A 14,754-nucleotide genomic window follows, 5' to 3' on the forward strand; every position below is an offset into this window, starting at 1 on the left:
CCACCGTGCCCCTCACCCCCGAGGAAGCCGTCGCGGCTCTCACCGACCCGGCGGCTCCCTATCTCATCGGCGTCCGGCATCACGCGCCCTCGCTGGCCGCGGCCGTGCCCGCGCTGCTGGACGCGGCCGCGCCGGACGTGCTGCTCGTCGAACTCCCCGACGAGATGCAGGAATGGCTGCCCTGGCTCAGCCATGAGGAGACGCGGGCACCGGTCGCCCTCGCCGCCGCCCCCCGTGACGGGGGCGGCGGCCGGGGCCCGGCCTTCTATCCGTTCGCCGACTTCTCACCCGAACTGGCCGCCGTGCGCTGGGCCGCACGGCAAGACGTGCCGGTCCTCACCTGCGACCTGCCACTCGCCGACCGCGCGTGGAGCGCCGGCCGTGAGGGGACGGACCGGTCCGCGGGCCCGTTGCCGACCGGAGGTCCCGCACCTGCTTCGGCGCCGGACCCTGCCCCGGCCACCCAGGCCGCGGCGGGCCTCGGCACCGCCCTGCGCGCGCGGCTGACCGGCCGTCCGGGTGACGACCTCTGGGACCGCCTCGTCGAGGCCGCCGCCCCAGGCTCGTCTCCCGAAGCGCTGCGGCGCGCCGCGCTCCTGACGGGCTGGGCGCTGCGCGCGGAGGCGGCGGCCTCGGGCGGCGTGCCCGAGCTGGACCTTCGGCGTGAGGAATGGATGCGCGCCCGGCTGGCCGCCGCCACCGCGAACGGCGAACGGGCCGCCGTGGTCGTCGGTGCCTTCCACGCCCCGGCGTTGACGGCACCGGCGTCCTCGGGCTCATCGGCGCCCTTGAGAACATCACCGGCGTCGCCGGACTCAGGCGCGGAGAGCCCGGCGTCCTCCCTCAAAAGCACCGCCACCGCCGCTCCGGCAGCCTGGACGACCTCCCTCATCCCCTACACCTACGCGCTTCTCGACGAGCGGTCCGGCTATCCGGCGGGGATCCGGGACCCGGAGTGGCAGCATCTCGTGCTGCGTGCGGCGGGCGATCCGGTCGTGCTGGAGGAGTCCCTGACACGCGCCGCCGTACAGGTCTGTGCCGAACTGCGCACCATGGGCCACCCGTCGGGCCCCGCCGAGGCCCGGGAGATCAGCCGCCTCGCCGGAGACCTCGCCCGGCTGCGCGGCCTCCCCGCGGCAGGCCGTGGCGAACTGGTCGAGGCGGTGCAGACGGTCCTCACACAGGGTGAGCCGTACGGGCGCGGCCGGGCCGTGGCGCGGGCGATGGAGCGGGTGCTCGTCGGAAAGCGCGGTGGCCGCCCGGCCCCCGGTGGGCCCCGCAGCGGACTCGCTCCGGCGGTGGAGGACGAGTTGGCGGAGCTGCGGCTGCCCGGGCCCGACAGCCACGGCGCCGACGCCACTCGGGAACTGCGACTGGACCCGCTGCGCTCCGACCTGGACCGCCGCCGCGAACTGCTGCTGCACCGCCTGACCGTGTGCGGTGTGCCGTACGGGGAGCCCAGGGAATCCGTCGGCGCCGGCGGCACGGAGGCCCTGACCTCGCGCTGGGAGGTGCGCTGGACACCCGCCACCGCGGCCATGCTGACCGCGGCCGGTGTCAGGGGAGTCACCCCCGCGCAGGCCTCCGAAGGTCTGCTGCGTGAACGGCGGCGGGCCGAGCAGGACGAGGGCGGGCCCACGGCCGCACAGACCCTGCAGGGGCTTCGGCAGGCGGCGGAGTGCGGCCTGTCGGACCTCACCGACGAACGTCTCGCCGAGGTCCGTGACGTACTGCCCGGGTCCGCCACGCTCCCGGAACTCCTCGGCGCCCTGGCCCTGTTGGACCGGCTGCGGACGGGCCATGTCGCGGGTCTCGGCGCCGACGAGGAACGTACCGCCACGGTGGTCGCCGTGGCGGAGTTGCTGACCGCCGCGGCGGTGCGGCAGGTCGACGGCCTCACCGGCTCCGAGGAGCCGGCCGACGCGCACGCACTGGTCGAACTCGCCCATCGAGCCGATCTGTTGGGGGGCATACGGCTCACCGACGCACTCGCCCGGCTGGCCGCCGACGGCTCCCCGCTGATGCGCGGCGCCGCCGGAGCCGTACGGGTGCTCCTCGGACACGAGGATCCGCGCGCGCTCGGCGACCGGATCGCCTCCTGGGTCGACGGGGCCGGCACTCCCGAGGCCCGCGCCACCCTCACCGATCGTCTCGTCGGCGTACTGACCGCCGCCGGTCCGCTGCTGGAGGCGGCGGCGCCCGCGCTGGAGCCGCTGCTCAACCGGGTGTCCGAGATGCCCGACCGGGACCTGCTCGATCGGCTGCCCGCGCTCCGGGGAGGCTTCGACGCGCTCAGCCCCGCGGCCCGCGACCGGCTGCTCGACATCGTCGAGGAGCGTCTGGCCACCACACGGCTGAGCGACACCGGAGGCGTCGACCCCGTCGCGCTCGCCACCTGGACCCGCGCGGACCTCGCGGCCCGCGCCGCCCTGCGCACGCTCGGACTGCTGCCACCCCCCGCGGACGGCCTCGCCCCGGCGGCGGAGGCCCCCGCACCGCACAAGGCCGATGAAGGAGCCCCTGAGGATCATGTCCTCGGGGCCGCCGATCGGTGGCGGCTCGTGCTCGGCCGCCGTACGGATCAACTGCCGTCCTCGGCTTCGGCGTTGGCGACCGCGCTGGACGAGCTGTACGGCAGCGGACGCGGCGAGGGCAGCAGGGGCGGGCTGGACGGACCGGGCTCACGCGGCGGCCGTGAAGCTCCGTACCCGGGTGTGCGCGAGTGGTCCGAGGAACTCGCCGCCCTGTTCGGCCCGGGCATCCGGGAAGAGGTGCTGGCGGCCGCCGCCGCGGCGGGCCGCAAGGACGTTCTCGCCGAACTGGATCCGGCGAGCGTGCGGCCCTCCGTCGACCTGCTGCGTACCGTGCTCCGGCACGCGGGAGGACTGCCCGAGGCACGACTGGCCGCACTGCGCCCCCTGGTCCGCCGCCTGGTCGAGGCGCTGACCCGGGAACTGGCCACGCGGCTGCGTCCCGCGCTGCACGGTACGACCCTGCCGCGCCCCAGCCGGCGGCCGGGCGGCGGACTCGATCTGTCCCGCACCCTGCGCGCCAACCTCGCGACGGCACGCCGCGCCCCGGACGGGACCGTCCAGGTCGTTCCGGAGCACCCCGTGTTCCGCTCGCGCGCCAAACGCGCCGCGGACTGGCGGCTGATCCTGGTCACCGACGTGTCCGGGTCCATGGAGGCCTCGACGGTCTGGGCCGCGCTCACGGCGTCGGTCCTGGCGGGCGTACCGACCCTGTCGACGCACTTCCTGGCCTTCTCCACGGAGGTCATCGACCTCACCGGCCATGTCGACGATCCGCTGTCGCTGCTGCTTGAGGTCAGTGTGGGCGGCGGCACCCACATCGCCGCGGGGCTGCGCCATGCCCGCGAGCTCGTCACCGTGCCGTCCCGCACCCTCGTCGTGGTCGTCAGCGACTTCGAGGAGGGGTATCCCATCGGGGGCCTGCTCGCCGAGGTCCGCAACCTCGTCGGGGCGGGCTGCCATGTCCTGGGCTGCGCGAGCCTCGACGACACCGGCCGCCCCCGGTACTCGACCGGCGTCGCCGGACAGCTCGTCTCCGCGGGCATGCCCGTCGCCGCCCTCAGCCCGCTCGAACTCGCCCGCTGGGTAGGGGAGAAAGTCTCATGAGCCTCGACCTGCCTCCGGTCGCCCCGTCCGTGACCGCCGCTCTCGTCCAGGGGCTCACCCCCCGCCTCCGCAAGCGGCTGGACGCCGGCATCACCAAGCTCGCGGACCGCCCACGTGTCCGCGACGGCGACACCGTGCGCATCGCCGTCGACGACGACACCAGCCTCGAACTGCACGCCCCCGGCGGCAGCGTGACCAGCGCGGACGCGATCCGTTGCGGCTGTCTGCTGGCACCGGACTGCCTGCACCGCGCGGCCGCCGCCTCGGCCGCCCCGATCGCCGAGGCCGAGCACGAGGCCGAGCCCGAACCGGATGCGCGGCCAGAGCAGGAGCCGGGCTCTGGGTCCGGCTCGGACACCGGCGCCGGGTCTCCGCCCCCGTCGGCCCCTGAAGCAGGGGCGGAGTCCGAGACCGCGACCCCCGAGCAGCGCCTCGCCGCGCTGGCGATGTACGACGCCACGGCCGCCGTGCTCGAAGCGGGTACGGACGGGGCCGGGGCCGTGCTTCAGGCGGAGTTGCTGCGTGCCGCGCACACCGCGCGGGTCGGCGGGCTGCCCAGGGTCGCCGCCTCGGCGGTCTCCGTGGTCACCCAGCTCCGGGCCGCCCGCAGCGCCGACCCGGCGTACCGCCTCACCGATCTCACCGCGGCTCTCCGTGACGTCCTCATGACGGCCCATCGCCTTCCGGACGCCACCGATGCCGAACTCGCCGATCTGCGCGGCACCGCACGACAGCCCTACGCCCCGGACGGGTCCCTGCGGTTGTACGGACTGTTCTCCGAGCCCGTCCTGACGGCGACCGGTTACGCGGGAGCGGTCACCTGGACGGCCGACGCCGACGGCAGGCTGTACACGGTCTCCGATGTCGCCCCGGGCGGTTCCGGCCGGGCCGTGGGTGCGGCCGGCCGGGCGGTGCGGGTCGGGGACACGGCTCTCACCCATCGGGAGCTGTCGCGGGCCGGGCTCGCCGTGTCCGGCGCGACCGTCTCCCCGACGGGCCGACTCGGCGCGGGTGCGGGCGTGCGGGCCGTGCGGGCGGCGGGTGCCTCCTGGAGCGAGGCCCCTCTCGACAGCCTGTGGCAGGTACCGGTCGCCGAACAGGTGTCGCGTGCCCTGACCGGCACCGGCGGGGACGGGCTGCTGTTCCTCGACGTGACCCTCACCGGGACGGTCCGCGAGGCGGCGGGCGACTGTCTGCTCGCCGACTGCGACGGCCTGACGCTCCGTCTGGCCGCCGCGCACGACCACCCCGCGCTGCCCTACCGCGACAACCTCCGTCTCCTCGCGACCGCTCCGGGCACCCGTTTGCGCGTCGTCGCCCACCTCGACGCCTCTCCCGTGCCCCGGGCTCTGCTGGTCGCCGCGGGCCACCCCACTGACGCCGGGGCCCATGTCGACCTGGGCCTCGACCGCCTCCAGCAGGCGGACCTGCCCGCTCCCACGACGGTCTCCACGGTGCCGGTGCCGGTGCCGGTGTCGGCCGGTTCGCCGCCCGCCGTCCTGGACGAGGCGCCGCTGCACGTGCTGCGACGCCGTGTCCACCAGGCGGCCTCGGCGGGCCGTCGCGTGCTCGCCTTCCCCGGTGACAGTGCCGCCGACAGCAGGCGTCTGAGCCGGTACGGCTTCGCCTGCGCCGGAGACCTCCTCGGCGAACTCCACGCCGCTGCCGCCGACCGGTCCCGCGACGTCTTCGGCCGTCTCGTCCCCGCCGACCTCGACCGGTTCGCCCGCGCCTGGCTCGCGGCGGCCCACTACACCGAGGAGGTGGACCGGGCGCTGTGCGCCGCGGCGTGGGGCGCCTGACGAGATCCGGGCGGCCGGGACGGGCCCTTCAGCGTGTCAGGAACTCGGCCAGGCCCGTCAGGAGCCGTTCGATGTCCTCGGCGCTGTTGTAGGGGGCGAGGCCGATCCGGAGGCCGCCGGTGTCGCCGAGACCGAGTCGACGGGAGGCCTCGATCGCGTAGAAGGACCCCGCCGGAGCGTGGACGTCGCGCTCCGCGAGGAAGCTGTACGCCTCCGCCGCCGGCCGGCTCTCGAAGGTGAGCAGCACGGTGGGCGTGCGGTCGGCCGCCCTGGAGTGGAGCTGGACTCCCGGGAGGGCGGCCAGCCCCTTGTCGAGTTGTGTCCGCAGGGTCTGCTCGTGTGCTTCGAGTGCCGTGAAGGCCGAGGCGAGGCGCTGCCGCCGCGTCCCGGTGGCGCCCGTGTCCAGGCCGGCGAGGAAGTCGACGGCCGCCTCCGTGCCCGCGAGGAACTCGTAGGGCAGGGTGCCCAGTTCGAAGCGTTCGGGGACCACATCGGTGGAGGGCAGGAGCTTGTCGGGCGAAAGCGTCTCCAGCAGCTCGGGCCGGGCCGCGAGCACTCCGTGGTGGGGGCCGAAGAACTTGTACGGGGAACAGACGAAAAAGTCCGCGCCCAACTCCTCCAGGTCGACCAGCCCGTGGGCGGCGTGGTGGACGCCGTCGACGTAGGTGAGCGCTCCCACCTCGTGTGCCAGGCCGCAGATCTCCGCGATCGGAGGGCGGGTGCCGATCAGGTTGGAGGCGGCGGTGACGGCCACCAGCCGGGTCCGCGGGGACAGGACGGCGCGGATGTCGTCGGCGGTCAGCTCCCCGGTGGCGGGATCGAAGTCGGCCCAGCGCACGGTGGCACCGGCCTGTTCGGCGGCCTGGACCCAGGGGCGGATGTTGGCGTCGTGGTCGAGCCGGGTGACGACCACCTCGTCGCCGGGCGACCACGCCTTGGCGAGGGTGCGGGAGAACTCGTAGGTGAGCTGGGTGGCGCTGCGGCCGAAGACGATCCCGTCCGGCTGCGCTCCCAGAAGGTCGGCCAGGGCCTGCCGGGTCCTGGTGACGATGGCCTCGGCGTTGCGCTCCCCCGGCGTCATCCGGCCCCGGATCGACAGCGGCTGCCCCATCGCGTCGGCGATCGCCCGGATGACGGGCTGCGGGACCTGGGTGCCGCCGGGGCCGTCGAAGTGGGCGATCCCTGCGCTCAGCGCCGGGAACTCGGCGCGGAGGGCGGTGATGTCGTACGTCACGAATGCTCCTGTCGGTGCTGTGCCGGGCCAACCGGCTGTGCTGTGGGCCGGCCCTGCCCATCGGGTCCGGCCGCCCTTGCATCGTGATCGTTCGCCCCGCCCGCCACAAGGGGCCCCTCCGGAGCCGAATCCAGGAGATCGATTGATTTTCGATCGATACCAATCGATAATCGATACATGCATCAACTCTTCATTGCCGTACTCCGGGTCGGCATCCTCACGACGGTCGCGGTCGGGCTCTTCGGCCAGATCGTGGTCATTCCGACGACGGCGGCCGATGAGGTCGAGCGTTTCCCGCCGTACGCCCCCTTCGCCACGCCCTATGTGACGCTGGCGATCATCGGCGTCGCCTGTGTCCAGGTCGCCCTCTTCGCGGTGTGGATGCTGCTCGACATGATCCAGCGCGACGCGATCTTCACGGCGCTGGCCTTCCGCTGGGTCGACATCGTCATCGAAGCCTCGGTCGTGGCGACGCTCTTGGCCGGCGGAGTCGCCGTTCATATCCTCCTGGCCGACATTCCCTCTCCGGACGACGGCATGGAACTGCTCGGAGTCCTGGGGGCCACGGTCACGGCCGTCGCCGTGGGAGCGGCGTTCGCGATGCTCACCGTCATCATGCGGGGGCTCCTGCGCAAGGCGACGGACCTGGAGACCGAGATCGCAGCGGTCGTCTGATGGCAATCATCGTCGACCTCGACGTCCAGTTGGCCCGGCACAATCTGTCGGTCGGTGAGTTCGCCGCCGCCGTCGGCATCACGCCCGCGAACATCGCCGTGCTCAAGAACGGCCGCGCGAAGGCGGTGCGGTTCACGACCCTCGACGCGATCTGCCGCACGCTCGACTGCCAGCCCGGTGATGTGCTCCGTTGGGTGCCCGACGACGACACGGACGATCAGATGTGATCCGCGCCGGTCCGCGCGAACGCGAACCTTGTGCGTTCCCCGTGCGTTGTCCTTGAAGGCCGCTCCCTGTCGGCCGGACCGCGTTCGGTCGGAGCCGGGTGAGGAGGGCAGGCCATGGCAGAGCGGGTTCGCGCGACCTCGTCCCCCGCCGGACACCGGGCTCCCGTCACCGGCGTACTGCTGGCGGCGCTGTTCACCCTCCTCGGCGTACTCGGCCTGCAGGGCAACCCCGCCGCGGCCTCCAACGACGCACTGACATCGGCCACGGCCGCCGCACACCACAGCCAGGAACCCGGACCGGCTCCCGCATCGACATCGACATCGGCTCCGGCTCCGGCTCCGGCTCCGGCGAAAGCGCAGGCCGACACCCGCACCGGCGTCGACGGCTCCTGCACCACAACCTGCGGTCAGCCGCCCCGCGCGGGCCGGGTCACCGCGGGCGAATGGCACGCGCCGCCTCCCGGCGGGGTGTCGGCCCCGCCCGGTCTCGTGGTCCCGCTGCCGGAACCAGGGCTGTCACCGCCGACCGCACTGGGCGCCTTCGCCCCCTCGCAGCACACCACTCAGCACAGCGGGCGCGGCCCGCCGCCTCCAGCCGGCATCTGACGTCACCCAGTCGACAGTCGATCTCCACCGCGCCCCTTTCCGGGGTGCGGTATGCCTGTTGGAGGCACCCTTGACGCGCGCCATCCGCGTGCGGGCGTTCTTCGCCCTGACCGTTCTCGCCCTGTCGCTCTACATCACCCTGACCGTCCCGGTCCGCCTCGGGCTCGACCTGCGCGGCGGAACCCAGATCGTCCTGGAGACCCGCGACTCCCCCACCGCCGAAGCCGACTCCGAGGCCACCGACCGCACTCTGGAGGTACTGCGCCGGCGCATCGACGCGCTCGGCGTCTCCGAGCCCACCATCGCCCGTTCCGGGGACAACCGGATCATCGTCGAGCTGCCCGGGGTCCAGGACCCGCGCGAAGCCGCGGACGTCCTCGGCCGCACCGCCCAACTGACCTTCCACCCCGTCCTCGGCACGGATCCAGGCACGAAAACCGACGCGAAGACCGGCACAGGTTCCGGCACGGTCGACTCCGACGAGTCCGGTCACCCCGTGCGGCTCGGCCCGTCCGCGCTCACGGGCGCGGACGTCGACAGCGCGGAGGCGCGTATCGATCCGCAGACCGGCGCCGGTTGGTTCGTCGGCATCGAGTTCAGGGGTGCGGGCGACGCCTGGGCCGAGCTGACCGGCAAGGCAGCGTGCCATCCGGCCGGCGACCCGGCCCGCCGCGTGGCCATCGTCCTGGACGACGAGGTCATCTCCTCCCCGCAGGTCAACTCGTCCGTGGCCTGTCGTACGGGCATCGCCGGCGGGTCCACCCAGATCACCGGTTCGTTCAGCCGGGAGGAAGCCCGCGAACTGGGCCTGCTCATCAACGGCGGGGCCCTGCCGGTACCGGTCGAGACCGTCGAACAGCGCACCGTCGGCCCCACCCTGGGCGCCGCGGCCATCGAGGCCAGCGCTTGGGCCGCCGCCATCGGCACGGCGCTGACCTCGCTGTTCATCATCGCCGTCTACCGCCTCCTCGGAGCCCTCGCCGCCGTGGCCCTGGCCTGTTACGGGGTCGTCTCCTACGCGGCCCTGGTCGCGCTCGGCGCCACGCTCACGCTCCCGGGGCTCGCGGGGTTCGTCCTGGCCATCGGTATGGCCGTGGACGCAAACGTGCTCGTCTTCGAACGGGCCCGTGAGGAGTACGCGGCGCGCCGCAAGGGCCTGCGCTCGGCCCTGACCGCGGGATTCCGCAATGCCTTCAGTGCCATCGCCGACTCCAACATCACGACGCTCATCGCCGCCGGACTGCTCTTCCTCCTCGCTTCCGGACCGGTGCGGGGCTTCGGCGTCACTCTGGGCATCGGCGTCCTCGCCTCGATGCTCAGCGCCCTGGTCATCACCCGGGTCCTCGCCGACCACGCGGTCGCCCGGCGATCCGTACGACGCCGTCCGCACCTCACCGGCATCGCGGACACCGGGAAGGTCCGCGACTGGCTCACCCGCCGCGACCCGGACCTGATGCGGCACGGGCGCACCTGGCTGGCGGGATCCGCCGTCGCCCTCGTCCTGGCCACCTCGGGCATCGCGGTCAGGGGGCTGGACTTCGGCGTCGAGTTCACCGGCGGACGGCTCATGGAGTACTCCGCCTCCGCCCCGGTCGACGCCGACCGCGCCCGGGAGGCCCTGGCCGACGCGGGTATGCCCGGTGCCGTCGTGCAGACCTCCGGCGACGGCGATCTCAGCGTACGCACCGATCAGCTGACCAATGCCGAGGCGGCGAAGGTGGACAAGGCGGTCGGCGAGCTGGCGGGCGGTGCCGAGAAGGTCCGTGACGAGCTGATCGGTCCCAGCCTCGGGGACGAGCTACGCCGTGGGGCCCTCATCGCCCTCGCCACGGCCCTGGCCGCGCAACTGCTGTATCTCGCGGTCCGCTTCCGGTGGGCCTTCGGGGCGTCCGCGGTCGCGGCGATGGTCCACGACACCCTGATCCTCATCGGTGTCTTCGCCTGGCTCGGCAAACCGGTCGACGGAGTCTTCCTCGCCGCACTGCTGACGGTGATCGGTTACTCGGTCAACGACTCGGTCGTCGTCTTCGACCGCATCAGAGAACTGTCGGCCGCCAACCGGACCGACGGCCCCGACAGCCCCGACGGAAAACGAAAGAAGGTCCCCTTCCCCGTGCTCGCCAACACGGCGATCCTGCAGACCCTCCCCCGGACCGTCAACACCGGCATGGGAGCCGTGTTCATCCTCGCCGCCCTCACCCTGCTGGGCGGCGACTCCCTGACCGACTTCGCGCTCGCCCTGCTCATCGGCATCGTCGTCGGCACGTACTCCTCGATGTTCACGGCCGCGCCGCTGGCCATCGAACTCCACGGCCGTGACAGCCCGCCGCCCGGCGCACGAAAACAGGGCTCGCGGTAGGAGCCGGGGCGAGCGGTGCCACTGCTATCGTCCTGGCCCACCGAAACGGGCGGGCGGGACGAAGGAGTACTGCACCATGCGAGTCCTCTTGGTCGGAGCAGGGGGCGTCGGCACCGCGATCACCAGGATCGCGGCCCGCCGCCCCTTCTTCGAGCACATGGTGGTCGCCGACTACGACCTCGCGCGGGCGCAGGCGGCGGTCACGGCACTCGGTGAGGACGGGCACCGGTTCGCGGCGGTGCGGCTCGACGCCTCGGACACCGACGGCGTACGGGGCGCGCTCGCCGAGCACCGCTGCGATGTCCTGCTCAACGCCACCGATCCGCGTTTCGTGCTGTCGCTCTTCGACGCGGCGCTCGCCCGGGGCGCCCACTACCTGGACATGGCGATGTCCCTCTCCCGGCCCCACCCGACGCGCCCCTACGAGGAGTGCGGCGTCAAGCTGGGCGACGCGCAGTTCGAGCGGTCCGCCGAGTGGGAGGCGGCGGACCGGCTCGCGCTGGTCGGCATGGGCGTGGAGCCAGGCCTGTCCGACGTGTTCGCCCGCTACGCCGCCGACGTCCTCTTCGACGAGATCGAGGAGATCGGCGTCCGCGACGGCGCGAACCTGGTCGTGGACGGCCACGACTTCGCCCCGTCCTTCAGCATCTGGACGACGATCGAGGAGTGCCTCAACCCGCCGGTCGTCTACGAGGCGGACCGGGGCTGGTTCACCACACCGCCGTTCAGCGAGCCGGAGGTCTTCGACTTCCCGGAGGGCATCGGTCCGGTGGAGTGCGTCAACGTCGAGCACGAGGAAGTCCTGCTGATCCCCAGGTGGTTGAAGGCCGGGCGGGTCACCTTCAAGTACGGTCTCGGCGACGAGTTCATCGGTGTCCTGCGGACCCTGCACAAGCTGGGCCTGGACCGCACCGAGCCGGTCACCGTGGACGGTGGAGGGGGCAGGGTCGCGGTCTCCCCGCGGGACGTCGTCGCCGCCTGCCTCCCCGATCCGGCCGGCCTCGGCGACAGCATGCACGGCAAGACGTGCGCCGGTACGTGGGTCAGGGGCACCAAGGACGGCCGGTCACGGGAGGTCTACCTCTACCACGTGGTCGACAACCAGTGGTCGATGCGTGAGTACGGCTCCCAGGCCGTGGTCTGGCAGACCGCCGTCAACCCCGTGGCGGCCCTCGAACTCATCGCGTCCGGCGCCTGGCACGGCAGCGGAGTGCTCGGCCCCGAGGCGATGCCTCCCCGGCCGTTCCTCGACCTGCTCACGGAGTACGGGTCGCCGTGGGGCATGCGGGAGGAGAACCCACCTGCGAGCGGACCCGTGTCCGGACCGAAATCTCCGTGAAGCCTGGCCGGCTCGACGTCACACGCCCCGTTCGGCTTCCCGGGCCGCCCGTTCCAGTCGGCTCCGGTACTCCTCCCACCACGCCGTATCGCCCGGCGCCACACTGCCGTTGGTCTTGTCCATCCCGACCGAGCCGTCCATGAGTTCGCGGACGATGTCGGCATGGCCGGCGTGCCGGTGTGTGTCGGCGATCACGCGTACGACGGCGTGGTGCAGGGTCACCTCGTTCCGCTCACTCGGCCACCACGGCACCCGGCCGACCGTGTCCAGGGCGAGCGCGTCGATCGTTGCGTCCGCGTGCGCCCAGGCCCTGCGGTAGAGGCCCACGATGTGCTCGCGTGACTCGTCTGCGGTGGCCCACATGTCCGCATTGGCCTCGGCGCCGTCCTCCAGCCAGGGCTGCGCCTCGCCGGACGGCCGTCCGAAGGTGTCGCCGAGGTAGCCCAGCTCCACCCCGGCCGTGTGTTTGACGAGGCCCAGGAGGTTGGTTCCGGTCGGTGTCGACGGGCGGCGGATGTCGTACTCCGAGAGCCCTTCGAGCTTCCACAGCAGGGCATCGCGGGCGGACTGCAGGTAGAAGCGCAGGTCGGCCTTGGGAGCGGCCTCGGGATCGGTCTCGTGGCCGGTGCGGGGATCCGATGTGTTCATGGGGTCGAGTCTCCCGCGCGCACGATGATCGCGGACAGTCCGAACTCGAAGCGCTCGTCGAAGGACCGCGCGTCGAGGTGGTGGAGGACGCGGTGGAGGGCGGGGTGCGCCGTCCTGGAAACCGCCTTCGCCAGACCGTCGTTCAGGGGGGCGGGGGGTGCCGCCTGTTCCTCCTGGGTGAGGCCGAGGGCGAGATAGATGATCGTCCACGTGGTCCAGGCGGCGTCCCGGTCGTCGAGACCGCCGTCCAGCAGCGCGGTCACCAGTGCTTCGGCGAAGGCCAGGGTGTGGGGTTCGGCGGCGTAGGTGCCGACCACGAGCGCCGCGCCGTCGCGGTGGGCGAGCAGGGCGCGGCGGTAGCGGCGGGCGAGTTCGCGCACGCGTTCGTCCCAGTCGGCCGGCAGCCCGTCGAGCGGGGCCTCGCCGATGACGGCGTCCGCCATCAGCTCCAGCATCCGGGCCTTGGTCTTCACATGCCAGAGCACGGTGTTCATGCGTACGCCGAGCCGGTCGGCGACGGCCCGGGTGGACAGGGCGTCCAGGCCCTTCTCGTCCAGCAGTTCCAGCGCGGCCCGGATCACCGTCGCGGGGTCCAGCCGGGGGGCGCGGCCCTCACTCGTTTGCCTATTGGTCATTGACCTAGTTTACTGCGGACACGCTGTTGGTCAGTGACCTAGGAGAGTGCATGGAACAGCAGGTTGTCATTGCCGGTGGTGGTCCGGTCGGGCTGTGGCTGGCCGCCGAACTGCGGCGCGGCGGGGTCTCCGTCACCGTCGTCGAGGAGCGGACCGACATCGATCAGCGCTCCAAGGCGCTCACCGTCCATCCCCGGACCATCGAGATCCTCGCGTCGCGCGAGGTGCACAAGCCCTTCCTCGCGGAGGGCCTGCGGATACCGGGCGGGCATTTCGCCTCGCTCGACCGACGGCTCGACTTCACGGTGCTGGACACCCCGTTCCCGTACACCCTCGCGCTGCCCCAGGCCCGTACCGAGGAACTGCTGGAGGAGCACGCGCTCGCGCTGGGCGCCACGGTCGTGCGCGGGCACCGCGTCAGCGGGTTCACCGAGGACGCGGGGTCGGTGACCGTGCGGGTGCAGGGGCCCGACGGGCCGTACGGGCTGCGGGCGGCGTATCTCGTCGGGTGCGACGGCACCCGCAGTACCGTGCGCACCGCCGCCGGCATCGACTTCCCCGGTACGCCCTCCACGGTGCTGGGCTGGCTCGGCGACGTGGTGCTCGACCATCCGCCACGCCCCGGGTTCGGCCTCTTCGGACCCCGGGGCGGGCTGATGGTCGCGCCGCTGCCCGGCGGGCGGCATCGTCTCGTCGGGATCAGCCCCGACAGCCTCACCACCGAGTCGCCGCAGGACCTCACCCTGGAGGAGCTGCGGGCCAAGGTCGTCGCCATCACCGGTGAGGACTACGGGATGCGCGACCCGGTGTGGCTCTCCCGTTTCGGCAACGCCACCCGGCTGGCCGCGGAGTACCGGCGCGGCCGGGTCCTGCTCGCCGGGGACGCCGCCCACCAGCACTTCCCGACCGGGGGCGTCGGTATGAACGTCGGCATCCAGGACGCGCACAACCTCGGCTGGAAGCTCGCCGCGGTTCTCGGCGGCCGGGCCCCCGACGGTCTGCTCGACAGCTACCACGCCGAGCGCCACCCCGTCGGCGCCCAGCTGATGGAGCACAGTCGGGCCCAGACCGCCCTGATGACCGGCTTCACTCCCGAGGGCCTCGATCTGCGGTCGTTCCTCAGCGGAATGATCGCCACGCAGCCGGACTTCGGCAGGGCCCTGGCCGAACGCCTCACCGCGCTCGCCGTCAGCTACCCGCCACCGGACGCGACGGCCCACCCTCTGACCGGCGGTCGCGCCCCCGACCTGGCCTTCACCGACTCCGGGCGCGGCCTGCACGGGCGGTCGCGCGCGGACGGCTACCTGCTCCTCGACCTGACGGGCGACGCACCCGTACCCGGTCAGGGCGTCCGGCCGGAAGGTGTCCTCGCGGACCGGGAACGACCGGGGCTCACCGTGCTCGCCGGGGCCCTCGACCGGCCCCCGGCCGACTGGGCCGCGGTGCGTGCCGCCCTGATCCGCCCCGACGGCCATGTCGCCTGGGTCGGTACGGACCGGGACGACACCGCGCTGGCCGCCGCCGCGGACCGGGCGCTCGCCCTCACGCACAGGGCCGCGGCCGACTGACCGCGCCCCGCACAGGACACGGG

The 14,754-nt window shown here is 73.1% G+C and carries 11 protein-coding genes; 8 read left to right on the plus strand and 3 right to left on the minus strand.

The genetic code is table 11. The features are described 5' to 3' along the window. The first annotated feature begins 5 nt into the window (after positions 1-5). Both J8N05_RS43525 and J8N05_RS43530 read left to right on the plus strand, forming a co-directional pair. Positions 6-3,638, plus strand: coding sequence for a vWA domain-containing protein (locus tag J8N05_RS43525; RefSeq protein ID WP_210893138.1), 3,633 nt, complete (start codon positions 6-8; stop codon positions 3,636-3,638). Beyond that, on the plus strand, positions 3,635-5,440 hold the full coding sequence (locus J8N05_RS43530) for a hypothetical protein (protein WP_210893140.1): 1,806 nt from the start codon (positions 3,635-3,637) through the stop codon (positions 5,438-5,440). The genes J8N05_RS43525 and J8N05_RS43530 overlap by 4 nt, the downstream gene beginning before the upstream one ends. A gap of 28 nt (positions 5,441-5,468) precedes the next feature. Here the strand turns inward: J8N05_RS43530 and J8N05_RS43535 are convergent, their stop codons facing one another. After that, a complete protein-coding gene (locus J8N05_RS43535; protein WP_210893142.1) occupies positions 5,469-6,674 on the minus strand; it encodes a cysteine desulfurase-like protein in 1,206 nt (401 codons plus the stop codon). Between the two features lie 177 nt (positions 6,675-6,851). Here J8N05_RS43535 and J8N05_RS43540 point away from each other — a divergent pair, with 177 nt between their 5' ends. The 5 genes from J8N05_RS43540 to J8N05_RS43560 all read left to right on the plus strand — a co-directional run bounded on the left by J8N05_RS43540 (position 6,852) and on the right by J8N05_RS43560 (position 11,880). Continuing rightward, positions 6,852-7,349, plus strand: a complete 498-nt coding sequence (locus J8N05_RS43540) for a DUF2975 domain-containing protein (RefSeq protein ID WP_210893144.1) — start codon at positions 6,852-6,854, stop codon at positions 7,347-7,349. Beyond that, positions 7,349-7,576: a helix-turn-helix domain-containing protein gene (locus tag J8N05_RS43545; RefSeq protein ID WP_210893146.1), complete on the plus strand. Its 228-nt coding sequence runs from the start codon at positions 7,349-7,351 to the stop codon at positions 7,574-7,576. Before J8N05_RS43540 ends, J8N05_RS43545 begins: the two co-directional genes overlap by 1 nt. 114 nt (positions 7,577-7,690) lie before the next feature. Then, positions 7,691-8,182 carry a hypothetical protein gene (locus tag J8N05_RS43550; protein ID WP_210893148.1) on the plus strand — a complete coding sequence of 164 codons (492 nt, stop codon included), beginning with the start codon at positions 7,691-7,693 and terminating at the stop codon, positions 8,180-8,182. A 70-nt stretch (positions 8,183-8,252) separates the two neighbouring features. Further along, the gene (secD, locus tag J8N05_RS43555; protein WP_210893150.1) at positions 8,253-10,541 is read left to right on the plus strand and encodes a protein translocase subunit SecD; all 2,289 of its coding nucleotides are present in this window, start codon (positions 8,253-8,255) and stop codon (positions 10,539-10,541) included. Positions 10,542-10,617: 76 nt separating this feature from the next. Continuing rightward, on the plus strand, positions 10,618-11,880 hold the full coding sequence (locus J8N05_RS43560; protein ID WP_210893152.1) for a saccharopine dehydrogenase family protein: 1,263 nt from the start codon (positions 10,618-10,620) through the stop codon (positions 11,878-11,880). Between the two features lie 18 nt (positions 11,881-11,898). On the opposite strand, the gene J8N05_RS43565 is transcribed toward J8N05_RS43560, so the two are convergent. Together J8N05_RS43565 and J8N05_RS43570 are read right to left on the minus strand one after the other, a co-directional pair. After that, on the minus strand, positions 11,899-12,528 hold the full coding sequence (locus J8N05_RS43565; RefSeq protein ID WP_210893154.1) for a DinB family protein: 630 nt from the start codon (positions 12,526-12,528) through the stop codon (positions 11,899-11,901). Next, the gene (locus J8N05_RS43570) at positions 12,525-13,163 is read right to left on the minus strand and encodes a TetR/AcrR family transcriptional regulator C-terminal domain-containing protein (RefSeq protein ID WP_210893156.1); all 639 of its coding nucleotides are present in this window, start codon (positions 13,161-13,163) and stop codon (positions 12,525-12,527) included. The genes J8N05_RS43565 and J8N05_RS43570 overlap by 4 nt, the downstream gene beginning before the upstream one ends. A 50-nt stretch (positions 13,164-13,213) precedes the next feature. Between J8N05_RS43570 and J8N05_RS43575 the strand changes: the two genes are divergently transcribed. Continuing rightward, a complete protein-coding gene (locus J8N05_RS43575; RefSeq protein WP_210893157.1) occupies positions 13,214-14,731 on the plus strand; it encodes an FAD-dependent monooxygenase in 1,518 nt (505 codons plus the stop codon). Positions 14,732-14,754 lie beyond the last annotated feature (23 nt).

The organism is Streptomyces liliiviolaceus, from assembly GCF_018070025.1.
Taxonomy (GTDB): Bacteria; Actinomycetota; Actinomycetes; order Streptomycetales; family Streptomycetaceae; genus Streptomyces; species Streptomyces liliiviolaceus.